Source organism: Photobacterium leiognathi (genome assembly GCF_030685535.1).
Lineage (GTDB): Bacteria > Pseudomonadota > Gammaproteobacteria > Enterobacterales > Vibrionaceae > Photobacterium > Photobacterium leiognathi.
Genome location: NZ_CP131601.1, coordinates 931,493 through 956,592 on the forward strand (window position 1 = coordinate 931,493; position 25,100 = coordinate 956,592).

The 25,100-nt window shown below is 39.3% G+C and carries 23 protein-coding genes, 1 other RNA gene and 1 pseudogene; 14 read left to right on the forward strand and 11 right to left on the reverse strand.

Features of this window, described 5'->3' with window-relative positions; all coding sequences use genetic code 11:
- The first annotated feature begins 313 nt into the window (after positions 1-313).
- Positions 314-1,624, forward strand: coding sequence for an acetyl-CoA C-acyltransferase FadI (fadI, locus tag Q7674_RS11545; protein WP_023933086.1), 1,311 nt, complete (start codon positions 314-316; stop codon positions 1,622-1,624).
- Complete coding sequence (gene fadJ, locus Q7674_RS11550) at positions 1,624-3,744, forward strand: fatty acid oxidation complex subunit alpha FadJ (RefSeq protein ID WP_305423801.1); 2,121 nt, start codon at positions 1,624-1,626, stop codon at positions 3,742-3,744. Before fadI ends, fadJ begins: the two co-directional genes overlap by 1 nt.
- Positions 3,745-3,803: 59 nt before the next feature.
- On the opposite strand, the gene Q7674_RS11555 is transcribed toward fadJ, so the two are convergent.
- Together Q7674_RS11555 and Q7674_RS11560 are read right to left on the reverse strand one after the other, a co-directional pair.
- Positions 3,804-4,208 carry a hypothetical protein gene (locus tag Q7674_RS11555; RefSeq protein WP_008986490.1) on the reverse strand — a complete coding sequence of 135 codons (405 nt, stop codon included), beginning with the start codon at positions 4,206-4,208 and terminating at the stop codon, positions 3,804-3,806.
- Positions 4,209-4,301: 93 nt separating this feature from the next.
- Positions 4,302-7,068: pseudogene (locus Q7674_RS11560) on the reverse strand (insulinase family protein).
- Between the two features lie 340 nt (positions 7,069-7,408).
- On the opposite strand from Q7674_RS11560, the gene sixA reads away from it, so the two are divergent.
- Positions 7,409-7,879, forward strand: coding sequence for a phosphohistidine phosphatase SixA (gene sixA / locus Q7674_RS11565; RefSeq protein ID WP_045063815.1), 471 nt, complete (start codon positions 7,409-7,411; stop codon positions 7,877-7,879).
- Between the two features lie 33 nt (positions 7,880-7,912).
- Entirely contained in the window at positions 7,913-8,272 is a 360-nt protein-coding gene (locus tag Q7674_RS11570) for a hypothetical protein (protein ID WP_237156085.1), read from the forward strand.
- Between the two features lie 321 nt (positions 8,273-8,593).
- Here Q7674_RS11570 and smrB read toward each other — a convergent pair whose 3' ends face one another.
- Positions 8,594-9,124 (reverse strand): endonuclease SmrB, encoded by a 531-nt coding sequence (smrB, locus tag Q7674_RS11575; protein WP_045063813.1) that lies wholly within the window; start codon positions 9,122-9,124, stop codon positions 8,594-8,596.
- 53 nt (positions 9,125-9,177) lie between these two features.
- Between smrB and prmB the strand changes: the two genes are divergently transcribed.
- The gene (gene prmB / locus Q7674_RS11580; protein WP_045063811.1) at positions 9,178-10,110 is read left to right on the forward strand and encodes a 50S ribosomal protein L3 N(5)-glutamine methyltransferase; all 933 of its coding nucleotides are present in this window, start codon (positions 9,178-9,180) and stop codon (positions 10,108-10,110) included.
- Between the two features lie 124 nt (positions 10,111-10,234).
- Here the strand turns inward: prmB and queC are convergent, their stop codons facing one another.
- Positions 10,235-10,933, reverse strand: a complete 699-nt coding sequence (gene queC / locus Q7674_RS11585; RefSeq protein ID WP_045063809.1) for a 7-cyano-7-deazaguanine synthase QueC — start codon at positions 10,931-10,933, stop codon at positions 10,235-10,237.
- A gap of 341 nt (positions 10,934-11,274) precedes the next feature.
- Positions 11,275-12,345 carry a PLP-dependent cysteine synthase family protein gene (locus Q7674_RS11590; protein ID WP_008986497.1) on the reverse strand — a complete coding sequence of 357 codons (1,071 nt, stop codon included), beginning with the start codon at positions 12,343-12,345 and terminating at the stop codon, positions 11,275-11,277.
- Between the two features lie 161 nt (positions 12,346-12,506).
- Between Q7674_RS11590 and Q7674_RS11595 the strand changes: the two genes are divergently transcribed.
- Complete coding sequence (locus Q7674_RS11595) at positions 12,507-12,968, forward strand: Lrp/AsnC family transcriptional regulator (RefSeq protein ID WP_008986498.1); 462 nt, start codon at positions 12,507-12,509, stop codon at positions 12,966-12,968.
- 86 nt (positions 12,969-13,054) lie between these two features.
- Here Q7674_RS11595 and tesB read toward each other — a convergent pair whose 3' ends face one another.
- Positions 13,055-13,912: an acyl-CoA thioesterase II gene (gene tesB / locus Q7674_RS11600; protein WP_305423804.1), complete on the reverse strand. Its 858-nt coding sequence runs from the start codon at positions 13,910-13,912 to the stop codon at positions 13,055-13,057.
- 123 nt (positions 13,913-14,035) lie between these two features.
- On the opposite strand from tesB, the gene Q7674_RS11605 reads away from it, so the two are divergent.
- Positions 14,036-14,455 carry a YbaY family lipoprotein gene (locus Q7674_RS11605; protein WP_045063804.1) on the forward strand — a complete coding sequence of 140 codons (420 nt, stop codon included), beginning with the start codon at positions 14,036-14,038 and terminating at the stop codon, positions 14,453-14,455.
- Positions 14,456-14,548: 93 nt separating this feature from the next.
- On the opposite strand, the gene Q7674_RS11610 is transcribed toward Q7674_RS11605, so the two are convergent.
- Positions 14,549-15,880, reverse strand: a complete 1,332-nt coding sequence (locus Q7674_RS11610; RefSeq protein WP_045066500.1) for an IS4 family transposase — start codon at positions 15,878-15,880, stop codon at positions 14,549-14,551.
- A gap of 87 nt (positions 15,881-15,967) precedes the next feature.
- On the reverse strand, positions 15,968-16,267 hold the full coding sequence (locus Q7674_RS11615) for an MGMT family protein (protein WP_107229721.1): 300 nt from the start codon (positions 16,265-16,267) through the stop codon (positions 15,968-15,970).
- A 68-nt stretch (positions 16,268-16,335) separates the two neighbouring features.
- Here Q7674_RS11615 and Q7674_RS11620 point away from each other — a divergent pair, with 68 nt between their 5' ends.
- The 4 genes from Q7674_RS11620 to Q7674_RS11635 all read left to right on the forward strand — a co-directional run bounded on the left by Q7674_RS11620 (position 16,336) and on the right by Q7674_RS11635 (position 18,717).
- Positions 16,336-17,070, forward strand: coding sequence for a VP0952 family biofilm-associated protein (locus tag Q7674_RS11620; protein WP_045065958.1), 735 nt, complete (start codon positions 16,336-16,338; stop codon positions 17,068-17,070).
- A 161-nt stretch (positions 17,071-17,231) separates the two neighbouring features.
- An RNA gene (gene ffs, locus Q7674_RS11625) (signal recognition particle sRNA small type) lies at positions 17,232-17,328 on the forward strand.
- A 194-nt stretch (positions 17,329-17,522) separates the two neighbouring features.
- The gene (locus Q7674_RS11630) at positions 17,523-18,095 is read left to right on the forward strand and encodes a TnsA endonuclease N-terminal domain-containing protein (RefSeq protein ID WP_201798103.1); all 573 of its coding nucleotides are present in this window, start codon (positions 17,523-17,525) and stop codon (positions 18,093-18,095) included.
- Positions 18,082-18,717 (forward strand): hypothetical protein, encoded by a 636-nt coding sequence (locus Q7674_RS11635; protein ID WP_045065961.1) that lies wholly within the window; start codon positions 18,082-18,084, stop codon positions 18,715-18,717. The genes Q7674_RS11630 and Q7674_RS11635 overlap by 14 nt, the downstream gene beginning before the upstream one ends.
- Here Q7674_RS11635 and Q7674_RS11640 read toward each other — a convergent pair.
- Entirely contained in the window at positions 18,702-19,034 is a 333-nt protein-coding gene (locus Q7674_RS11640; RefSeq protein WP_023933059.1) for a TOTE conflict system archaeo-eukaryotic primase domain-containing protein, read from the reverse strand. The genes Q7674_RS11635 and Q7674_RS11640 overlap by 16 nt on opposite strands.
- Positions 19,035-19,956: 922 nt before the next feature.
- Between Q7674_RS11640 and Q7674_RS11645 the strand changes: the two genes are divergently transcribed.
- The 3 genes from Q7674_RS11645 (at position 19,957) to Q7674_RS11655 (ending at position 23,104) form a co-directional block, all read left to right on the forward strand.
- A complete protein-coding gene (locus tag Q7674_RS11645; RefSeq protein ID WP_305423807.1) occupies positions 19,957-21,288 on the forward strand; it encodes a sphingomyelin phosphodiesterase in 1,332 nt (443 codons plus the stop codon).
- A 50-nt stretch (positions 21,289-21,338) separates the two neighbouring features.
- Positions 21,339-22,250, forward strand: a complete 912-nt coding sequence (locus tag Q7674_RS11650; protein WP_146146582.1) for a hypothetical protein — start codon at positions 21,339-21,341, stop codon at positions 22,248-22,250.
- 365 nt (positions 22,251-22,615) lie between these two features.
- Complete coding sequence (locus Q7674_RS11655; RefSeq protein WP_305423810.1) at positions 22,616-23,104, forward strand: hypothetical protein; 489 nt, start codon at positions 22,616-22,618, stop codon at positions 23,102-23,104.
- A 110-nt stretch (positions 23,105-23,214) separates the two neighbouring features.
- Here Q7674_RS11655 and Q7674_RS11660 read toward each other — a convergent pair whose 3' ends face one another.
- Positions 23,215-24,762 (reverse strand): EAL domain-containing protein, encoded by a 1,548-nt coding sequence (locus Q7674_RS11660; protein ID WP_045065967.1) that lies wholly within the window; start codon positions 24,760-24,762, stop codon positions 23,215-23,217.
- 166 nt (positions 24,763-24,928) lie between these two features.
- A complete protein-coding gene (gene rsmS, locus Q7674_RS11665) occupies positions 24,929-25,099 on the reverse strand; it encodes a pleiotropic regulatory protein RsmS (protein ID WP_008986505.1) in 171 nt (56 codons plus the stop codon).
- Position 25,100: the final 1 nt, after the last annotated feature.

The following is a 25,100-nucleotide window of genomic DNA, read 5'->3' on the forward strand; positions in this document are numbered from 1 at the left end:
TGTTGATTGACTTATTCATTACGCAGATTGCTTTCCGCGTGAATTATGACCATACCTCGTTAGGTATGGTTTTTTTTTGCCTGCCATTTTACTTTTTTGTTATTTCCTCAGTACTTTTTAATTATCTCCATTATTACACGTTAACTCGTTTTAAAACTGAGAGAATTGATCACAATCTTTGACATCAATATCGCAAAATTCAAACACCTGATTGAATTTAATAACATTTAGATTACAATTGTTGAGGTCTGACCTCTAGTGCACAGGTGTGCCTACAGGCTTTATTTAAGCCAAATAATGAAAAGGAGTTGCGATGACACGTCTCCAGAATCTTACGACTCGTCAAGGGGAGCGGATTGCTGTTATTAGTGGATTACGTACCCCATTTGCTCGTCAAGCTACCGCTTTCGATGGGGTTCCCGCGTTAGATCTCGGCAAGCTTGTTGTAAATGATATGCTGCAAAAACTCGATTTTGATCCGGCATTAATTGAACAAGTGGTATTTGGGCAGGTAGTACAAATGCCTGAAGCACCGAATATTGCCCGTGAGATTGTGTTAGGTACAGGAATGAACATTCATACCGATGCGTACAGTGTGACTCGCGCCTGTGCAACGAGCTTTCAAGCGGCAGCCAATGTAGCTGAAAGCATTATTTCTGGCACGATTGATATTGGCATCGCAGGGGGGGCTGATTCTTCTTCAGTGCTACCTATTGGTGTCAGTAAAAAGATGGCGGCAACCTTATTAGCCTTGAGTAAGGCGAAAACCATGCCTCAACGTTTAAAGTTATTAAGCTCATTGAGCATGAAAGATTTAATGCCTGTTCCGCCAGCTGTTGCTGAGTATTCAACTGGATTAAGTATGGGGCAAACAGCTGAGCAAATGGCAAAAACACACGGTATTAGCCGTGAAGCGCAAGATGCGTTTGCTCATCGTTCTCATACTTTAGCAGCGCAAGCATGGCGAGATGGGTTAGTTCGTGATGAGGTGATGACGGCATTTCCTGAGCCATATCGGCAATGGATTGATAAAGATAACAATATCCGAGAAGACTCAACGTTAGAATCTTACGCCAAATTACGTCCAGCTTTTGATCGTAAATATGGTTCAGTAACCGCAGCTAATGCAACGCCACTGACAGATGGCGCTGCCGCTATTTTAATGATGCGAGAAGGGCGAGCGAAAGAGCTTGGATTAACACCATTAGGCTATATCCGATCTTATGCGTTCTCAGCGATTGGTGTTGAAACCGATATGCTAATGGGACCTTCTTATGCCACACCGCTGGCACTGGATCGCGCCGGGTTAAACCTTTCTGATCTTACTTTAATTGATATGCATGAAGCCTTTGCAGCTCAGACATTAGCGAATGTAAAAATGTTCGCATCAACCAAGTTTGCTCGAGAGAAATTAGGGCGTATTGATGCCATTGGCGAAATTGATATGGATAAATTTAACGTGCTAGGTGGCTCGCTAGCGTATGGTCATCCATTTGCAGCAACGGGCGCACGTATGATCACTCAAACGTTAAATGAGTTAAAACGTCGTGGTGGTGGTTTTGCATTAAATACTGCCTGTGCTGCTGGTGGTTTAGGTGCGGCAATGATTTTGGAGGCTGAATAATGACACAATCTGCATTTAGTTTATCGTACAGTGATAATGGTGTTGCTTGGCTTAAAATCGATGTGCCTAATGAGAAAATGAACACCTTACAAGCGGAGTTTTCAACCCAAATCGGAGCCGTTTTTGAAGAGTTAGCACAACGTTCCGATGTAAAAGGTATGGTGGTTTATTCAGGTAAACCCGATAATTTTGTCGCAGGCGCTGATATCAATATGCTGGCTGCTTGTGAAACGGCAGAGCAAGCGCAAGAATTAGCACAAACTGACCAGCAGCTATTTTCACAGCTAGAACAATTGCCATTTCATGTTGTTGCTGCCATTCATGGTCCGTGTTTAGGTGGTGGTTTAGAGCTTGCTTTAGCCTGTCATACCCGAGTATGCAGTGATGATGATAAAACTCGTTTAGGTTTGCCTGAAGTTCAACTTGGTTTGTTGCCCGGCTCTGGTGGTACACAGCGATTACCTCGTTTAATTGGAGTTGCTAATGCATTAGATATGATTTTATCAGGCAAGCAACTACGTGCGAAAAAAGCGAAAAAATTAGGTGTTGTTGATCAAATGGTACCTGAAAGCATTTTGCTTAATGTGGCTGAAAAATTGGCGTTATCGTCTAAACCGCACCGTAAATCATCAATGCAAAACTGGGCACTAGGCGGCAACCCGCTTGGTCGCTCGGTGGTGTTTGATCAAGCAGCGAAAAAAGCCCATGAGAAAACCCGTGGTAATTATCCTGCCGTTGATGCCATTTTAGAAGTTGTGAAATATGGCTTACAAAATGGAATAGAAAAAGGATTAGAGCAAGAAGCTAAAGTGTTTGGTGAGCTTGTGTTATCGCCTGAATCAGCAGCATTACGCAGTATCTTTTTTGCAACCACAGCCATGAAAAAAGAAACAGGCTCTGGTGCTGAGCCTAATACGATAAAGCGTATTGCTGTATTAGGTGGCGGCTTAATGGGTGGCGGTATTAGCCATGTTTCAGCTGTGAAGGCAGGGTATCCTGTTAAAATAAAAGACATCAGCAATGATGGCATTTTAAATGCGCTTTCATATAACTATAAAATTTTAGAGAAGCAGCGAAAACGTAAAATCATCTCAAAAGCACAGTTACAAAAACACATGTTGAGTTTGAGTGGTGGTATTGATTTTACGGGTTTTGACAAAGCTGATGTGGTTGTTGAAGCGGTATTTGAAGATTTATCATTGAAACACCAAATGGTTAAAGATGTTGAAGCTAACGCAAAATCAACCACTATCTTTGCCACCAATACTTCTTCACTGCCTATCCATCAAATCGCACAAGCCGCAGAGCGTCCTGAAAATGTGGTGGGTCTACACTATTTTAGTCCTGTTGAAAAAATGCCATTGGTTGAGGTGATCCCACACCAAGGGACAGAAACAGGATCGAGAACATCAGAAGAAACAATCGCTACTGTTGTAGCGCTGGCTAAAAAACAAGGTAAAACACCAATCGTAGTCGGTGATAAAGCAGGATTCTACGTTAACCGTATTTTGGCACCGTATATGAATGAGGCGGCAAGAGTACTGTTAAGTGGCGAGCCAATCGAACACATTGATGAAGCTTTACTTAATTTTGGTTTCCCTGTTGGACCTATTACTTTACTTGATGAAGTTGGTGTTGATATTGGTGCTAAAATCAGTCCGATTTTATTGGCTGAATTAGGCGAGCGTTTTGAAGCGCCTGATGTGTTCGGTTTACTGTTGAAAGATAACCGTAAAGGACGTAAAAGCGGAAAAGGCTTTTATCGTTATGATACGAAGAAAAAAGAAGTGGATAAATCGGTCTATCAGCTACTTGGTATTGAACCGAAAGTTAAAGAGTCTGAAGTGGAAATTGCAGTGCGCTGTAGTTTAATGATGTTAAATGAAGCGGCACGTTGTTTAGATGAAGGGGTGATCCGTTCTGCTCGTGATGGCGATATTGGTGCGATTTTCGGTATCGGTTTCCCACCATTCTTGGGTGGACCATTCCGCTACATGGATCATATTGGTATCACACGTATTGTCGATATGCTTAACGAGTACAGTGATAAATACGGTGATCGTTTCAAACCTTGTGAGCGATTGTTAGCAATGTCAAAAGAAGAACAAACCTTTTACTGATTAGCGTATCTACGAATAAACAATAAAAACCGATGCTGGTAATAGGCATCGGTTTTTTATTATTCGCTAACGTGCTTTATACGAAATCTTGGCTCAAAAAAATGCGGACGAAGCAAACGATAGCCTACCAAAGCAATAGCGATGGCAATAAAGCTGTTTACGTTAAAAAGTGCAATGAGCGGCACGGTTATCGCAACGATAAACACAATTGCGTAAATAAAAATATCTTTTTCATTGTGCATTAATGCTATACCGCAATGTGGGCAATCAAAATGCTCGTCGTAGGCTGACATCGCTGGTACATCAAGTGCTTTTTGACAATGAGGACAATATTTTTTCACGGTTAATACTCTTAATAAATGCTTAGCAATCAAGTGCATAGCAATGGTATTTGCTTGGGTGATGAATGAAGTATGGGGGATAGGTAGGGTAAATTGCCAATAAAAAGTTGTTAAAAGAGCCACATTTTACCTTTATTTGTAAAAGTGGCTCTTTATTTATACAAGCGTCTTAAAAATTAGACGCGTTATTACAGTTGGTTATATAACTATCAGCCTTTAGTAAGCCTTATTTTGAAAATCAGTCACGGATTCAATTGGCTGACCGATATCTAGTGATTCAGAATCACTATGCGCATTGCCTTTATAGTACATCACTAAGCGGTTTGCTGTGCGTGGTTTGATGGTATCAACGATGAATTTGATCATATCAACTCGATCAAGTTTTTCTAGCGCATCAACCACACGTTGGCGTTGATTAAAGCTTTCATCTTTATTACCAATACTTACCCAGAAGCGCTGTGCGCGAGCTCTGAGGTTAGTGTCAGGCTCAGAAATTTGTGCAATCAAACCTTGCTTGCTGGCTTGCCATTGTGCTTCGTTAAGTTCTAATAAAACCAGAGCAAAGGCATTGGTGAAGTCATCAATAGCTTCAAGTAAGTAACCCGGATCGGCAACAGGAGATTGAATGTATAAGATCAGCCCTGGATGGCGATTTAGCGGTAAATTCGCGGTACCGACCATATAACCTAATTGCTGTTTAGTGCGCAGTTCATGGAAAAATGTAGTCGACATTAAGTGATTCGCTAAGGTGTAAATAGCAATCTGCTCTGGCGTTGTTTCCTGAGATTGGTAATACATCAAGATTGCTGAATCTTCATGGTTACAATCAAGTTCGTAAGTGAGCGTACCAGAGTTTTCTAAACGTACTAGTGGACGTTGTGATTCACCATAGAGTTGATCGGTGACACGGAATGCATCTTTTAGTGTTTCAGCTAACGCTAATGCATCTTTTTTCAGCCAGTTACCATAGACAAACGTATCAATGTGAAGCTCGGCAAACATCTCTTCAACAAAGCTTGGAAGCTCATCTAATTCAATTGATTCTAGTGCTTCAATTAATACCGGATACGGTGGGTTGTTTGGTTGCAATAACCCTGTTAACTGATTGAAAAGCTGAGAAATCGGCTTGTCTTCAGCCGCATTTCGCCAGTTACGTAGCATTTGCGCCTTAATATTGGTAAAGCGATCTTTATCAAAACTACGACCAGCAAAACGCTCTAGAATAAGCTTCATTAATAATGGCTGCTTTTCGCTAAAGCCAGATAATTGCAGTGTTACGCCACCTTGATGGGCATACAGGTTGTAAGACATTCCTGCAATTTCTGCTGGGTAGGCTGTCTCGTTGATGGCTTCTAACAGCATTTCCACGCAAAGGCGTGTTTTAACGATATTACGCGGCGAGCTAACCGCATGTGGGCTATCAATCGCAACATAGACAATGCCTTTAGGTACACGGAAATCATGCTCTTGCTTATACCATAAACGGAATCCTGGTAGATCTTGGATCAACTGTGGCGGTAACTCAGATCCTGCTTCAAGCGGCAGAGGATCAAAATTATCACACAAGTAGATATTAGGATCTGGTAATGCCAATTCAGGATCAAGCGCAACGTTTTTCCATAAAGTCTTTTGCTCATCAGTAAACGGTGTTACGGAATAAGGCGTGTCATACCATTGCGCAGTGCGATCATAGTGTCCACCTTGGGCAACCAGCGTCAGGCGCATATTACTTGGCTCTAAGTAATCAAGCAGTTGCTCGATCAGTGGTTGATCATATTGCTCCATCATATAGTCGCCGTAGATGATATCTTCTGGCTTATAGTGCAATAGGTTCAACACTAAATAGCTTACGGTATCAAGCGGGCGACTTTTCTCTTGATAGCGGAATGCCATTTCTAACACCGCTTTCTTTTCTTGCTGGCGCCATTCAGCTAAACCGTGTTGTTGGATCAGCTTGAGGTATTGGAAAACACTGGTGACGATGTCATCAATATGATCTTGTCCTTTAGGAGTAAGATTCAAGCCAACCGTGAATTCTCTAAAGTTACTGCCATTGATCCCACCACCGCACGGTTAAGGTGTTGATCAATCCACGCTTTTTAAGCACGGACATCAAACTACCTTGACCTTCATTCCCTAATAAGTGGGCGATATAGGATAACGGCTTCTTGGTATAGAACTCATCGACGCAAGGCAGCGAAAACGACAGTGTTAACTTACGTAATTCTTTAATTGGCTCAATCTGAATAAATTGTTGCTTTTCGTTTTCAGTCACAAATGGTGTCGCCAGTGGCGTTTTTACCACTTCTGTTTTAGGAATATGACTAAAGAATGCATTGGTAAATTGTTCTAGTTCATCTAATGACTGAGGACCAAGCAGTACCAATCCCATTACATCAGCTGAGTAGTGCTGGTGGTAGAAAGCCAGTAGATCTTCACGGACAGATTTACCGTCACGATCTTCTAAAGTAGTTAAATCACCGACCGAGAATTTAGAAAATGGGTGCGCTGGATTAATCGTTTCTTTTTGTACTTGATAGAGGCGGCGAACGTCATCTTTGATTTTTAGTTTGTATTCAGAATCAACAGCTTGTCGCTCTTTATCGACGGCTTCTTCATTAAATAGTGGTGCGGTGAAAAATTGACCGAAACGATCTAATCCTTCTTCAAACGCATGCGGGCTAACTTCAAAGAAAAACGTGGTGTTTTCAGTGCCTGTCCATGCGTTATTACTGCCACCGCTACGATTAATAAAGGTTTGAAACTCCCCAACACGAGGAAATTTTTCTGTGCCTAGAAATAGCATGTGTTCAAGAAAATGCGCCATGCCTTGACGATCGATGGGATCATCAAAGTGACCGATTTCAACGGACAATGCTGCGGCAGAGCGAGGCGCTTCAGCATCATGAACTAGCAACACGCGTAGCTCATTCGCTAAAGTGAGATAGCGATACTGCTTGTGATCATTTGGGCTTATATGCACGGGAAGAGCCTATTTTTAAAGGAGAATTGAATCAATTATGACCTCCAATGCAGATACTAGCAAACTGATAGTTAAGTTTATTTACATCTGTAATAAAGTGAACACGAAAAATGTTACGTCAAGGAGGAATTACATTTATGGTGAAGATTTAGACAGGTTGGCTAACTTTGTCACGGTTCCGTTATTAAAATGGTTGAAGGATTATGTGATGCGATAGGGAGTTGCTAGCATGGAAAGAGATAAGTTGAAAAGAATGCATTAGCATACCAATTAGTAATAAAATAGATGTCATATTAGTGCTGATGAGCGATGCTGTTTTAACAAAGAGAAACGGAAACTTATGCGAATTTATATTATGCGCCACGGTGAAGCAGAAAACTTTGCAGCCAGTGATGCTGAGCGCCCGTTGACAGAGCGCGGTTCACGCCAATCAAAACAAATGGCTGAGATGCTATCCCAACAATTGGTGCAGCCATTAGATATGGTATTAGTGAGTCCATATTTACGAGCACAACAAACATGGCAATGTATGGAACCTTCATTGGCAGATGCCATTGATGTGCAAGTGTCAGATGAAATTACGCCATATGGTGATGCTGAAACGGTGGTTGATTATCTAAAAGCGATGATCTGTGTTAAAAAGCCGCAATCGGTACTGATTGTGTCGCATCTGCCTTTAGTGGGCTACTTAACTGCGGAGTTAGTTACTGGCTTACAGCCACTGATGTTTACAACTTCAGCCATTGCAGCCATTGATTATGATCCTGCCAGCGATGTTGCAGAGCTTGCTTGGCAACAGGTTCCTCAATAATTTTATTTCAGTGAAGATAGGTAAGTATTGACCATGATTAGAAATGCAATGATCACTTTGTTTGCATCGCTGTTGCTGATGGGGTGTACCACAGCAGAGCCTGTGCGTATTTCTGCTAACGGGATGATTAAGTGGTCAGATGGCAAGCGAGAGGGCATGCACGTTTCTAGTACTGGAAGCACGCTGACATTTGCAAACTATTCTAATTCGATCAGCGAAGGGCCCGTCATGATTTTTGCGCGTATTGATAGTGCGCGTAATGATGATTGTGAATATTTTTACGATGAAACGGTGATTAAACGTCGATTAAAAATTTGCGCGACAGGCGAAGTGACGATGTTTAATGGCGGCAAAGTGGTGAAAGTAGGCCATATGGTTAAGCCTGCTTACTAACGGTAAAACAGGCGAGTAAGAATATACCCAAGTAACTTCAAGATGGAGTGTTCAGCGAGATGACCTTAGTTCTCAGGCGCGGCAACGATTCGAAGATATAGTGGTTCTACATTGAGAATCGTTAACAAAGTCTGAGAGCTAAGGACGCTCGCCCTTTGGGATCGTGCCACTGAGCCGACTTCTTGCGTCAGGCAACTTGGAAAGAGCTCGCTATTCCGCTTCGTTGTCTTCCTTGAATTCAACTCAGTGACCTCGCTCTGAATCAGGCATCTTGAAGTCGCTTGGGTATAAACGTATTTTTATGTCTTACTCGCTGTTGGGTTAACGCTCAGGCACTTCAATTAATACCAGTAGCGCACCATTACCACCGAATTCTAGTGGGGCTTGATGAAAGGCTAATACATCAGGATGTTGCGCCAACCACATCGGTGCTTTCTGTTTTAAAATGTGTTTGCCAATACCGTGCATAACGCAAGCACAAGACACATTTTCTTTAATACATGCGGCAATCATTGCAGCTAATTCTCTTTTGGCTTCTTGCTGCGTCATACCATGCATATCTAAGTAAATGTCAGGCACATAAACGCCACGACGTAATTTTTTTACTTCATATTTAGACACACCATCACGGGCGTATTGTACAGGGCCATTCTCACTCAGATGTGGTTCAAACTCATCTGAGAAATAAAATTCATGGTTTTGGGTTTCTTTACCCATGACTTTTGTTTTATCGGCTTTTGAAGTCTGTTTGCGTGGCGTGATTATGGTATCATGCGACAACTTTTTTACGCCTTTTATCGCATCCTTGAAGAGAGCCATCTCTTCATCAACGTTTGGATCTTTTTTACTCATAATGAAATTCCAACAACTATATAGCGGTAATGTCGCGTTTTTCGGAGGCTATTTTGGATAAGATTTTTGTCGACGAAGCTGTCAACGAACTTCACACATTGCAAGACATGTTACGTTGGACGGTAAGCCGTTTCAATGCCGCAGGTCTTTTTTATGGTCATGGTACAGATAATGCGTGGGACGAAGCTGTTCAGCTTGTGCTGCCAACGCTTTACTTACCTTTAGATGTACCGCCTGAAGTACGTGATTCTCGTTTAACGAGCAGCGAACGTCATCGTATTGTTGAGCGTGTTATTCGTCGTATTAACGAGCGTACACCAGTGTCATACCTAACAAATATTGCATATTTCTGTGGTATGGAGTTCTTTGTTGATGAGCGTGTATTAATTCCACGTTCGCCAATTGGTGAGCTAATCGAAAACCGTTTCGAACCATTCTTAAGCCAAGAGCCTACACGTATTATGGACTTATGTACGGGTAGTGGCTGTATTGGTATTGCTTGTGCGCACATGTTCCCTGAAGCGGAAGTCGATATCGTTGATATCTCAGCAGATGCGTTAGCCGTGGCTGAGCAGAATATCGCTGATCATGGTTTAGAGCAACAAGTGATCCCACTTCGCTCAGATCTGCTTCGTGATGTACCAAAAGATAAGTACGATCTATTGGTAACGAATCCACCGTATGTGGATCAAGAAGATATGGACAGCTTACCGGATGAATTCCGACATGAGCCAGAGCTTGGTTTAGCGGCGGGCTCTGACGGCTTGAAGTTGGTTCGTCGTATTCTTGCTAATGCACCAGATTACCTAAAAGAAGACGGTATTCTGATCTGTGAAGTGGGCAACTCAATGATCCACATGGAAGAGCAATACCCGCATATTCCATTCACATGGCTTGAGTTTGACAATGGCGGCCACGGCGTGTTCATGTTAACTCGCCAGCAGCTAGTGGATTGTGCAGAAGATTTCGCACTTTACCGCGATTAATGACTGATCAGTGTCTTATTCTAGGGCGCTGATTAAACAAAAACGGCATGAGGTTACGGATAGATCTTAATAAAGATGCAGTAATATCATGCCGTTTTTTGTCTTTTATTGATAAGCTTAGAGCTTATGCTTGATGCTTCGCTTGTTTTTCTTTAAGCGCATTCATTACCGTCTCTTTATGATCTAAGTAATCATATAAGCCAGCACGACGTAAATCACACGATGGGCAATCGCCACAACCATCGCCGATAACACCGTTATAGCATGTCAGTGTTTTCTCACGTACGTAATCAAGTTTGCCGTATTGATCGGCTAGTGCCCATGTTTCAGCTTTGTTTAGCCACATTAATGGGGTATCGATTTTAAGTTGGCGATCCATACCGAGCACAAGTGATCGGTTCAGTGATTTTACAAATTCATCACGGCAATCAGGGTAGCCAGAAAAATCGGTTTCACACACCCCTGTGATCACGGTTTCTGCACCAATTTGGTAGGCGTAAATACCGGCGAGGGTTAAGAATAAAATATTACGGCCTGGTACAAATGAGTTAGGTAAGCCGTTCGCTTGAAGCTCATGAGAAACTGCGATGTTGTCACGAGTCAGTGAACTGATCGCAAGTTCGTTTAATAAACCTACATCCATCACTTTATGGGCTGTTACACCAAGATCTTTTGCAATTGCTTCAGCAACTTCAATTTCAAGCTTATGGCGTTGACCATAATCGAAAGTAATACAATGCACTTCATCGTAATGAGCAAGGGCTTGGATAAGGCAAGTCGTCGAATCTTGACCGCCACTGAAGACAACAACAGCTTTTGACATTGAGGTGATCCTTTATTGAATATTACCGAGAAACAGTCGGTAGAAAGACATTCAGTTGAACGTGGCTCTTATGCTAACTCAGCTGCTGAGTTGTGCAAAGTTTTTGATCTGGTTGTTACCACTCTAAACGAGTAAAGCGATTAATGTGTCGAATAACAGGTAAAAAAAAGCCGCACATAAAGTACGGCGAAATGCGAATCACTGTAACGAAAAGTCAAGCTAAGGCAGTGCTTGTATTTTCTAAGTTCAACGCAACACAGACACAAATTTAAAAAGGAGGGGGAGGCGCTGTGGCTAACCTCCCCAAGGGGCTGTTCTTTAAGTGTTTGGTTAAATGGTGCTTACCATTGACCTGAATGTTCTAGTTGTTCGAGTTTCTCAGTATAAGCGGATAAATCACCGATGTTTTCTTCAATCCATTCTGCGTTGTAGTAAGTATCAAGGTAACGTTCACCGCTATCACACAGTAGCGTTACGATTGAACCTGTTTCACCACGGGCTTTCATTTCAGCTGCAATTTGCAATACACCAAAGAGGTTAGTCCCTGTTGATGCGCCTGCTTTACGACCGATAATGCGTTCTAACCAATGCACTGTGGCAACACTGGCAGCATCTGGGATTTTGCGCATTTCGTCGATCACATCAGGAATAAAGCTTGGCTCTACACGTGGACGACCAATACCTTCAATACGACTGCCTGTATTACCTGTGATTGTGTTGTCACGTTGCATAAAGTAGTCATGGAACACAGAATTTTCAGGATCAACCACACATAATTGTGTCGGTTGCATTTGGTAACGAATATAGCGACCGATTGTGGCTGATGTACCGCCTGTACCTGGGCTCATTACAATCCAGCTTGGTACGGGGAAGCGTTCTAACTTCATTTGATCAAAAATACTGTTAGCAATGTTGTTATTACCGCGCCAGTCAGTGGCACGTTCAGCATAGGTAAATTGATCCATGTAGTGACCATTTAACTCTTTGGCTAAACGGCGAGATTCGTCATAAATAGCTGCTGGTGAATCTACAAAGTGGGCTTTACCACCGTAAAATTCGATTTGTTCAATTTTCTTACGTGCAGTTTTACGTGGCACAACAGCAATAAAAGGCAAGCCCAATAAACGTGCAAAGTAGGCTTCAGAAACGGCTGTACTACCTGATGATGATTCGATGATCGTTGTGCCTTCTTTGATCCAGCCATTACATAATGCATAGAGGAACAAAGAACGTGCTAGACGGTGCTTTAAACTTCCAGTTGGGTGAGTGCTTTCATCTTTTAGGTAAATATCGATGCCGTCTAAGCTTGGTAATTCTAATTTAATTAAGTGGGTATCTGCTGAGCGTTGGTAATCCGCATCAATTTTACGGATCGCGTTGTTTACCCATTGGTTGTTGTCTTTTTGTGTCATGCTAATAACCTTACTTGTCTTATTTATTATTGTTGTTGTTTTTATGTGTTTTGCTTAACAATTATATTACCAATATCAAAGGAAAAATCTTTGCTTTGTTTTGCAGAAAAACGATAAAATTTAGAAAATTTTTCTACTTTATGATTTAAGGGTGGTAAAGAATGTCAACTTTAGATAGTGTTGATAGAACATTACTGCGATTGCTTCAAAAAGATGCAACCTTGGCCTTATCGGAATTGGCTGATGCGGTAAATTTAACCACAACACCATGTTGGAAGCGCTTAAAGCGATTAGAAGAAGAAGGTATTTTACGCCAGCGTGTGGCGTTATTAGATGCGGCAAAGCTAGGTTTGTCTTTTACCGCTTTTGTTCAGATCAAAACCAGTAACCATTCTAAAGAGTGGTACAACACATTTGTGAATACGGTATCAGATTTTCCTGAAGTGATGGAGTTCTACCGTATGGCGGGTGATTACGACTACATGATGAAAGTGCAAGTGGCCGATATGCAGGCATTCGATCTGTTCTACAAAAAGCTAGTTAACAGTATTGAAGGGTTAACCAATGTAACTTCTACTTTTGCGATGGAGCCATTGAAGTACACTACTGCATTACCTGTATAGCCGTTACTAGGTACAGATAGAAAGGTTCAAATAAAAAAGGCAGCGTTGATTCGCTGCCTTTGTCGTTACAATGAGTGATTACAAGCTTAGCGCTGACGGATCAAACCTTCTTGTACTGCTGATGCAACCAATTCACCTTTTTGGTTATAGATCTCACCACGGACAATACCACGAGAACCACTGGCTGATGGGCTATCAATGGCATAAAGCAACCATTCATCCATCTTAAATGGGCGGTGGAACCACATTGAATGGTCAATAGTTGCCACTTGCATTTTCGGGCTAAACAGGGTCACACCATGTGGTTGTAGTGCTGTTACAAGGAAGCCCCAATCCGATGCATAGGCCAACATATAGTGATGGATACTTAAATCATCAGGCATTGTGCCATTAGCTTTAATCCATAAATATTGTTTTGGCTCCGTGGCTGTTGGCATTAAAGGGTTTACTACGTTTACTGGACGAACCTCAACAGGGCGTTTTTTGCCAAAGGTTTCAACAATTTTTGGCGGAAGGTATTGTGCAATAGAATCAACCAATTGAGTTTCAGAAGCTAATCCTTCAGGTCCCGCTACATTAGGCATGGTGGATTGATGATCAAATCCTGCTTCATTTGCCTGATAAGAGGCGGTTAAGAAGAAAATCGGTTCACCATTTTGAATTGCTTTAACACGACGGGTGCTGAAGCTTTTACCGTCGCGCAATTTTTCCACATCATAAATGATCGGTTTTTCAGGGTTACCTGGACGCAGAAAATAGCTATGGAATGAATGTAAAAAACGTTCTTTCTCAACAGTTTGTTTAGCAGCAGATAAAGACTGATCAATAACCTGACCACCATAAACTTGAGGTAGCCCAAGGTTTTCACTTTGACCTCTGAAAAGATCAAGCTCAAGTTGTTCTAATTGTAAAAGATTGAGAAGTTCGTTCAGCTCTTTACTCATCTAAGCACCATTAATTATGTTACTATCAGTACGATTTGGGAAATCAAGTTCAAATAGATTGGATTGGTTTTATTAATATTTGAGCTTTATAGCAATATAGATTAGGGATTAATAGAGAAGAATATGAAAAATTCTTTTGCATGGTTTGGCCTTCTTCTTGCTGTTTTGGCGATCACCGCGTGTACTAACCTTTTACCCACTGATAGTGATGTCGGAACGTTAAAGGGAACAGTTAGTTATCGTGAACGCATCGTTTTACCTAATAATGCACGTATTGTGGTGTCATTGGTGGAAACAAATGCACAAGATAACAATAGTTCAAAAGTGATCAGCCAACATTCGTTCCTTGCTGAAGGTGCTCAGCCTCCTGTTGAATTCACATTGAACTACGTAAAAAGCAAATTAAAGCCTGATACCTTGTATCGAGTGATTGCAACCATAGAGGTGGATGACAAGTTACTATTTAGTAACCAGTCGACCAAAGCATTGAATATCGATCCTTTGACAACAACGCGAGTTGATATTCCATTAGTAAAAGCCTAATTTGCTGCTAACGTATTAAAATACCAAGCCCGATGAACACTGTTTATCGGGCTTTTTCTTATTCAGAAAAACCATCCCAGCGGTTAACACCTATCACTTAAGGTGTTTGGAACGAACTGGATAACGAGTTTTATTGATACGAACGGCTCTCTGCTTGGGCCGTTTTTTTCTTTCAGGTAATATGTAACGCTTTACTTGTTTTCTCATTGCTCTCAGTTTTTGAGGAATTGAACCTGGCGAAGCGATGGCACACCACATTAATTCATCTTGAATATCTCTTAACGCCATCATAAAACTTATCCGTAATGGTGAAACATTCGCTTCTGCCGCTATTCTACTTATTTCTAAGCGAACAAGATTATAAGCTATCAATATTCCCCATATTTCTTGCTCAATACCTTCTACTGATTGACTACGCAATAATATTTCATCTTCAAGCATGTCATGTTTTATTTCACCATAACTGTTTTCTATCTCCCAACGTTCGAAATAAACATCAAGCAAAGCTTGATAGCTATAATGCTCACCAACTAAGGAAGTAAGAAGCCCTTGGATATGATATTTTTGAGTTTTTTCTGGATAAAGCACTAATCGAGCTTGCCATTTTTCAGGAAGGCTTGGGTCTTTAGCTCTTGCATATTTGGATACATCCATTTCTACAATCAAATCTCGTCCTGCTTCATCAAGCTGCTTAATGACGGTATATCGCGTATTTGATTTAATTGGAGTCATCCAATGACTCGAATCATGCTGACGTTGCCAATTAATCATCAACTCGGCGCCAAGATAACATCGGTCAAAAATAGTTAAAGAATCTGGCGTTATTGAGGATATAAGCTGTTTAGCATAGTTCTCTTCACCAATATTGCTGGGACCAAATGCTACGTTGTGTATTAATCGACTACGAAGGGAGCATAAAGCACATAACCTGACGATAGGGTATTCTGTATGCTGTATCTTACCGTGTTTGACATACTGAAAGTGACTCGCTAATTCTGGAGTATCATGACTTCTAAATTGAGTTCCATCGACAGAGAAAAGGCGTAAGCCTTTCCATGTGTCTCCGCTATCTTCGGCTTTCGTCCAATATTTGGCAGTGAGTGAGAAAAGTGCTTTTAGAGGCTGTGCTGTCAATCGTTTTCGCGCCTGAGGGATAGCACTTGGTGCAATAGAATCACCTTGTGATCGCGATAATTGCAAATCAAGTTTATTCAAGACATCGGTTATCGATCTATTACGATATAGGCCAATTCCAACGATTAACCAAACAACCAATTCCGCAGGTAATTTTCGTCTGCGTATACTGGCCTTATTGGTTTCATCTAATGCTTGTTGAATCCACTCAAGAGGTAAGTCTCTTTGAAATAATGAGAGTGATTCTGGTGCTGCAAACGCATCTACATCAATGAGCCAATGTGACAACATAAAAAATACCCCCAGTTTTGCAAAACTGAGGGTATTTTTAACTATCTGAAAGATCGTGCAACCAATCAATTTCTTAAGTGATAGGTGTTAATCCCAGCGGTAGTGTTTTAAGTTAATTTTTCCTTGCTCTGAAATCAAAATACCTTCATTACGAAGAGCTTCCATTTGCCTTGCTTTTCCATCGTCTACTAACGAGATTTTACCTTGGCTATTGATCACTCTATGCCAGGGTAACCTTGAATCTTGTGGAAGGTTAGACAGCAATCGACCAACTTGTCGAGCATAACCAGGAAAGCCTGCAAATTTTGCAATATCACCATAAGTTGATATTTTTCCAACGGGTATTTGATGCACTTGGCTATAGATTTGGTGACAAAAATCGTCCATATTTGTACCTAGAGATGGAAAAAGCCCATCTTTGATTAAACAGCAGGATAACGCAAGGAGGTGTTGCCATGTTGTATAAAACAATGCTGATTGCCATAACACTTTTACTTACAGTGCTGGGCGTGAATGCTCTAGCACATAGCCAAGGTGAATTACCTATTCTGGCTTTAGCTATCCCAGCCTTATGGTTATTACCACAAGGTGGTGTTGCAGCATGGTTATTGCTCATAGGGTTAGGGCTGTTTGGCTATGCGTTACCAGAGCAACCTGTCGCACTTTCTGTCAGCCTCTTTATGATGTTGCCTATTTTGATCATTTGTACTTCACCTAAAGGGTGTTGGCAATTAGGCTCTCTGATGATCTCGATTGTCTTAGCCATGAATGCAGGGCTAATGGCATTACAAGGGGAAGGTAAACTTCCAGGTTCGATCACTGCCACGTTATTACAAATTATAGCCATTGCTATTATTTGGTTTGCGGCACGTAGCTGGCGACCAGTGGAAGGTAATACATGGTGGCCTATTATTCTGGTGATCCCATTATGGGTTGGTGGCATGGAGCATGCAGCATTGCTCGCTTTATGTGTTACGGGGATCATTGCAGCACTGCAATCATTGAGTAAAGTGCATCTTGATGAGTGGATCCCTAAATTAGCTTGTGTATTGCCAGCAGTTGGTTTTGCTACATTGGTGATCATGCCGCAGTTTGACGTTGCCAACCCTATTTTAGTGTCATGGTTATTGGTGCTGGGCGGAGGGTTACTAGGTGAGTCGCTACTAGAAGATCCTGAAGAAGAGGAATAAACGCTTTGATTACAAAGTGATGGTTTTATTTCCAATCTATTCGCTATTGGATGAAAAGTGCGCGTTCAAGACGAGGTGGCAAGATAACGGCTTGCATTATTTGTTAGCTTACTACATAATCCATCTCGTTCTCGCAAGAGACAAAGAATCTATGGAGGCCCCATTGGTCCTCCCGCAACACTAACTTGTGAACTCGGCCAGGCCCGGAAGGGAGCAACCGCAGCAGGCGATGTGTGTGCCGGGATGTGGCTGGTGGGGCTTCCACCCATCTGAAATTCCTGTTGTTTGCACCATACCTCTGCATAATTCTACTTCCTTACTGCATAACTTGTACCATACCTCTGCATAAACTATTTTTGTTGTAGTTTAACAACAAAAAGAGCGTTGTTATGTATAGGCGAAATCTAAGACATTCCCGCGTTAAAAATATCTTCAAATTTGTTAGCTCTAAGATGAATAAGGTATTAACTGTAGAATCAAGATTAGAGTTTGATACTTGTTTCCATCTTGAATATTCGCCAGATATTTCTTTTATAGAGGCGCAGCCAGAAGGTTTTATTTATCCTTTCCAAGATAAACATCTTCCATACACACCAGATTTCTTGATTATCGATAAGGGTGAAAGAAAACTGATTGAAGTGAAACCTTTTAAAAAAACGCAGTCGCCAGAATTTCAACAACGTTTCTCTGCAAAGAAAGCACAAGCAGATAACTTTGATATTCCGCTGATATTAGTGACGGAAAAACAAATTCGAGTGAATCCGATTCTGAATAATCTAAAACTACTGCATCGCTATTCTGGATTTCAAAGTTTTACTCCTCTTCATCTGTCCTTCCTCAAACTTGTTAAACGTTACAAACAAATAAAAGTAAAAGACTTTATAACGTCTTGTCATGTTGAACAAAATGTCGCCGTAAAAACAGCTTTGGCGCTTATATCATCTGGGATGCTACACACAAACTTATCGGCACAAGAAATTAGCTTAGATTCTATTGTGTGGTGTAGTGGTCATGAAGAATTATGATAAACCTAGTCTCTTCAGTGACGAGTTTGAGTTCGAGAATCAAATTGAAGAAATTGAACTAGCCTCAAATGCTGAAGATGATGTTTCCAGAGATCTTGCTTCTTATCCAGATGCGATTCAGAAAGAGGTGATGCGTAGATACTACTTTATAGAGTGGATGCGTAAAGAATTAGCAGGAGGATGGACGCAGAAAAACCTCGATCCTCTGCTCAATAGGGCGGCTAGAGAACTCCAGCTAAAAGCACCTAAATGGAGAGCTTTAGCTAATTGGTGGAAAATATATTCGCAATCAGGATTTCAACTTACTTCTTTAATACCAAGGCAAACAGCAGGAAATAGGAACCTAAAAGTTAAGAATGAAATGGTATTTTTTGATAAGGCTCTTGAGCGTTATTTAGTACCTGAAAGGCCATCTATTGCGGCGGTATATCAGTATTATTCAGATTTAATACGCATTGAAAATCTGAATATTGTTGAGAATAAGATTGAAGCACTATCCTACAAAGGTTTTTACAACAGGATTAAGAAACTATCGGCTTATGATGTGAAAGTCGCCCGTTATGGAAAGTATTCCGCTGATATGGAGTTCAATAGCATTGATGCACACTATCCGATCAAATGATCGTAAATAGCTTGATGATCTAGAGGCTTAAAAGATTGATTAGTGCATTCAAGACATTTTATTTTAGGCTTTAGGCAAACACCTTGTTGCCACTCATTATTACAAGCAATGGCATATCCTGAGCGACCTTCTTTGTTTTGCCACCTGATGGCGTAACATTGGGTATTGCCTTTGAAGTAATCAGAAAAAATATTAATTTTCTCTTCAGGTGTCAGTATTGGTTTTAATGATAGTAGTTGATTACGCTTAGTTTCTAGTTGATGAAGCTGAGCTTTGAGTTGCTCAATCTGCTGTTCTAAGATACTGAGTTCATCCATCTTTACCTATGGTAGCAACAGAGTAAATACTTCAAAGATTATAGGACACAAGATGCATTTGAGAGAATTTTTGCACGGTATGATGTAAAGGAAGAAATTTTCTTTCATGTAAAGCCAATATTTGAGCATTTACTTAAATTTTATGCAGAGATATGGTGCAAAACTATGCAGAGATATGGTTCAGATTTAAAGGTAAGATATTGATTGTTATGCAGAGGTATGATGCAAGCGACAAGTGTTTCTAATTTCGTCATATTATCGAAAATTATCCTTTTTAGACTTATCTTTATCGTTAATTAAAACACAGTAATTATTTTTTATCTTGTAATCGATAAATTAGATGATTTGATGTCGTATTGAGCGTATATTTTACTGATAATATTACTTATTTTTAAAAGTAATATATTGATAAATATACTCAAAAAATAGAGATTTTATCGTTTTATATATAAAGTAAAATCTTCACTTTTCTACTAATTAGTATTGAAATCAACGTCATAAAAGCTCTGGGGTTTTAATAGGAAACTATCATTTAAATTAGAATACAATCGTTCTTTAATATTATTTTTCTTTCTATTTTTAAATTAAAGTTCTGAAATGTAAATATATTTCATGGGGGAGTTAATATAAATCATATACAAACTTATGCTGAATTTCTCAAAAATTAGCCCATGAATGAGTTTTGTTGTTTTACCATGGGTGTTTATTTAAAATAAATAACTAAATAATCATTTATTTACAATTAACTTGTTGTATTTAAAATGCAAATATTCGTTTTTTTATTTTTATCAATAGGTTCAGTTTTAACACGTTAATATTGTTTAAATTTGATTTAAATATGTATTTTTTTAAAAGATAATACACTTGTTTTTTTAATATGTACTATAATTTAAAAACATTTATCTTTTGCGAGATATCAGTCATGTACATTAAATGCTTTTTGTTCTCTTTAACCATAATTTTGTCGAGTTATTGTTATGCTGATACGTATATATATTTGACTAACAACTCATCTGAAATACTCGATATTCGCGTAAATCATACGGGTTACAGTGGCGATACAATGCAAAAGAGGGAGGAATGGAATCAAAATGCTTACACAGTAAAACCTTGGGAAACCAAGAAAGTTTTAACTTTTAATAGAAATGTTGGAGTAAAAAATAATAAGTCATATAAATTTTCAACTGAAGTCACTTCAGAAAGCGGCTCGAAAGTGTATTTAGAACAAATGTTACGAGGAAGTTTTTGGGGTTCATCTATAAAATATAAACTCAGTGCTTCCGGTGTTACTAGTTATTATAAAAACAATTACTCAATACACAGATTTACTTCTAAAAAATATAGTGATAGCCCTACTGAACTGGCGTTTCGTTCCAAACAAACAGACGGTTTTGATGATATCTATTATACAATAACACCATCTCAAAATTCCAAATCATCAACTACGGTAAGTTCTACACTAAAGATGCTGACTTATAACATATGGGCACTTACACCATTAGCAAGCCACGTTAATCAAAGATTAAATGAATTACCTAAATTTCTTTCTAATTACGATGTGATTGCTTTGCAAGAAGTATTTTATTCAGATAAAAGACGATCTTTTTTACAAAAGTTAGCGAAGGAATATCCTTACCAAACAAAAGTATTAAAAGCGCCTAGTTTCTATGGCTTAAATGTTTACGATGGCGGAGTGATTATTGTTAGTAAATACCCAATTGTATCAAAAGATTATCATGTTTTCTCTCGATGTAGTGGCTCAGACTGTCTAGCCGATAAAGGTGTTGTTTATGCAGAAGTAGTTAAAGGTGGCAAGTCATACCATGTTTTTGCAACTCATGCAGCATCAACAGATTCTTATTCGGCTCGAGTAGATCGCATTTACCAATTTTGGGATATCAATAAGTTCGCTAAGAGGCAAAATATACCAAAGAATGAAGTTGTTATCTTTAGTGGAGATTTTAACGTAAATAAGAATAAATACTTTAATCATGATTACAAGTGGATGCAGAGTTTACTAAATGCAAATGAACCTAAGTATTCTGGTCATACTGCAGCAACTTATGATAAAAGTTTAAATAGTTTTGTAAAATCAAATTCGGAATATTTGGATTACGTATTTGTGAGTAATGTTTATGGTAAAGTAAAATCAAACGTAAACAGGGTGTTTATTCCTAGAACAACATCTAATAGCTTATGGTATCACTGGGACTTATCCGATCATTTTCCAGTAGAGGCAATCATTAAACAATGATGAGGTATGTTTTCTTTCTATTTGTTTTTTTAGTTGGCACCATTTATTGGGTGTCAACTAAATATAATAGGTTTGAAGAGAGAAAACCTATTAATTCGGGTAATGAAGTTAAAAATCATGTTCGCTTGATAAGAGAAAAAGAAACTCGAGTTATTGATGAAAGTTTTATTGAATATAAGAAAGCGGACGATAATTATAATGAAAGCATACTGCGCATTCATTCCTTGAGCGATGAATTGAGAATACTAGAGGGGAAAGAATTATTTAATAAACTTGAGGGTTTTTGGTTAAGTTGTAAGGTCAATCATACTTGTGATTACCAACTTGATGAATTAAAAGAACAACTACCTGATTCATTATTTAACTTATTATCTTCCTTTGAAGTTTTAAGGGACGAGTGGTTGATATCCTCCCAAGGTATTTCTAAAGATATTCATTTTTTAGAGAAAATTGAGCAAGTTAGGCAACAATATGAAAATGTATGGGGAGAGTATACAGAACTATTATTTGAAGATGAATTTCAATACTACAATTTCCGAGCTGAAAGTATATCTTTGCAGCAAGTAACCCCCTCCGAATATATTGAACAGATAGATATATTGTTTAATCAGTTTGAAGAAAAGAAATTAGACTCTTATGTTAAATCAAACAGTGCCAAATTTGATTATGCTATAGATAATATGCCTGACAGTTTTAGTAACGAAGAGCGTGAATCACTTGTAAAAGATCTTTCGCTGATTTATTTAACAGAGCAAGAAAGAGCTGACTTTAATAAACGAGAGATGCAAATTAAAACACAAAATCATGAGGTCGAAACATATCAACACCAACTATCAGAATTAAAAGCAAGGTTAGATAGTCTACGTATAACAGAATACAGTGAATTATCGGATAAAGCCTGGCAGGATGAATATCAGCGTCGTATAGAAGAGTTTCGTATTGAGTTCTTTGATTATCAATAAGTTAATTTTATGCTGATAATTGGGATGGATGATGTCTGACATTTGATTGTTTTTTGTCCTTAAATAGTGATGGCAAGCTCACGAAATAGTCTCGTAAATATATTTTATTATAATTATTAATAGTAAATAGTCGGAAGAATGCGATAATAGTGCGAACTTTTTGTGGCGAGACAATTAGTTAATATGGTGCGGTTAAAAAATGCACAGTTTATGCTTTATTTTTGTCAGCGAAAGCGGCAAAATGGCTACACATTTGAGCTCGGTCACTCTATTTGAATTAAATGTTCATAAAACACATTGTTGTTTGCCGAGTTGGTGATAATGTCTCGCCGCATTCCGAATTCTTAAAGTAAAAGGTTACAAATATGTCTGATGTACCAGAGTCTGTTGCAAATATTGCTGCTGTAGCTCAGCAGGTTGCTGAGTCTTCAGGTTCAGTTTGGGGTTATGTAGCAGGTGGCGTGGTTCTGTTAATCATTGCCGGTATTTATGGTTATAAGAAAATTAACCAACCTGCATTCGTGATTAAGCAGGTGCGTAAGAAAAACCTGAAAGAAATGAAAAAGCAGGGTATTGAAAGCTCTGAGTTTATGGTTGATATGGACAAGTTGCTAAATTCAATCGAAGCTTACATGACTGAAAACAAGATGAAAGGTTCAGACGTAGTAACGTTACTGAAGCCTTTAAACGACAAAGATCGTGTGAAAACGCCGAAAGATATGTACAACTCTATGATCTACATTGCTAATGAAATTAAAGATGTAGCATTAGCAAAAGAGTTTAAAAACAAATCTAAGCAAGTGAAGTCAAGCTCTGCGCTAATGGCTGGTTTGCTAAAGCGTGCTGGTATCTAATACCGAATTGTAAAGAAAAGGGGCTGATTGGTATCAGCCCCTTTTTGTATTTATGATTTTTCTATGTCGGTAAGTTAAGCCATTTTCGCTAAACCTAGCTCGGATATAGGTTAAATATCAAGTGCAGGGCCGTGATACTTCAACGCAGAATAGCACTGTTGTTTTTTCTTATTCGCAACCAACATTTTCTGTTCGTGTTGGTATTTATATTCCTCAAATGCTTCTCGGTTAATAGGCGTACTGAAATAGAAACCTTGGGTATAGTCGACATCTAACGATTTCAATTTATTTAATTGTGTTTCTGTTTCAACACCTTCTGCGATAAGACAGCATTTTAGCTCTTTACCAAGTAGGGCAATGTTATTCAAGATTGAGCTAGTGACAGCATCGGTGTCTGCTGAGTTAACAAACAGACGATCAATTTTAATGATGTCGAAATTAAGCTCTTTTAGGCTCGATAAACTTGAATAGCCCGTTCCAAAATCATCAAGCGCCCAACGCACGCCGAGTTCACGAAATCGCTGCATGATTTTATCTAATTTGATGATCGCATTAGCAGTGTTTTCACGCTCTGTCATTTCAAACACTAATCCACGTTGCAGTGATGGTGATTGCTTTATTAAGCACATCACATCATTAACGAACACAGGATCGCTCAGCATTGATAAAGTGAAGTTTACCGAAACATAAAAATCAGGATTATTACCAGCAATGATCGGTTTATCTACAGCTAATTGCTTGAGTAGTTGTAATGTGATCGGCTTAATCTGTCCATTGAGCTCAACTTTGGTAATAAATTGATTCGGTGCAACTAGCTTTTTGTGACGATATAGCCAACGACAAAGCAGCTCCGAGCCAACAATGTGATGTGTTTTATTACACACAATCGGCTGATAATAAGCAATGAACTCTTTGTTTTTAATAGCAATATCAATATCTTTCCTGAATGAAAAATTCTTGGTGTGGATATGATTGGCAATTAAGCCAATGATCATACAGAGAATAATGATGAAAGCGGTAAGTGAGCAGATACCAAGTAATACTTGTGATGTTTTTGCTCCGACAATTACAGTAAAGGGAAATTGTACTGAACGGTAAGACTTATAAAATAGAAAGTCTTGCTTCTTATTAATGATCGCGCTGCCATCCGGTGATACAACATAACCACGCAAGTACTCATCCGCGTTAGTTATCCAATCATCCATATAGCGTGCATTCATAAACAACTGATAAAATCCACTCTTGCCTTTAACGACGAGGTGAACTTCTTCAATTTTATTTAATGTGCTGCACTTGCGGTATAACAAAGGTAAAGGTTCTGTTTTTAAACGTGCTTTAAGGCTTGAAGAGATACTGCCATTTAGTGATGCATCACGATCAGAATATAGATAGTGATCATTTTTGAAATACGCGACGCTACGTAAAGATCGTGATGATAATACTAGCGTGACTAAATCATTCATGCTTTTGGCATCTGTTTGATTTTCTGGTAGTTCCAGTACTGCAGTTGAAAGTGACGTGAGATTGCGATTAAGTGCAAGTGCGATGTCTTTACTTAAGTTATCACATCGAATATTCAAGTACGTCAATGTGATAGGGGTTGCAAGTAGTAAAGCCAATAAGGCTAACTGAAGCATTTTTTTTACGGTAAAAGACATAATATTTTTAGTGTTGCACTTTCTATAACGGCTAAAAAAGAAACGGGGCGCTATAGTATCGCATTCCAAAAAGGAATATTTAGGAATATTGATAAAAAATACCAATCCTTACGATAGGTATTTTTTATCATAAAAGAGGTGCTAGCGAAGAGATATAGGGAGAATCTTAGTTAGCTGTGGTAAGTTTTCTTTCGTAGTCTTTACGCACAATGTCTAATGCAGCAATAGCAGTGTTAGGTTCAATATCATTACTTTCTAGTAGATAAATTAAATCAACGGCTAGTTTGATTTCTGCTGGTGCGTTTTCAAGCGCATTCGGTGTTTTGTTATCAGACATC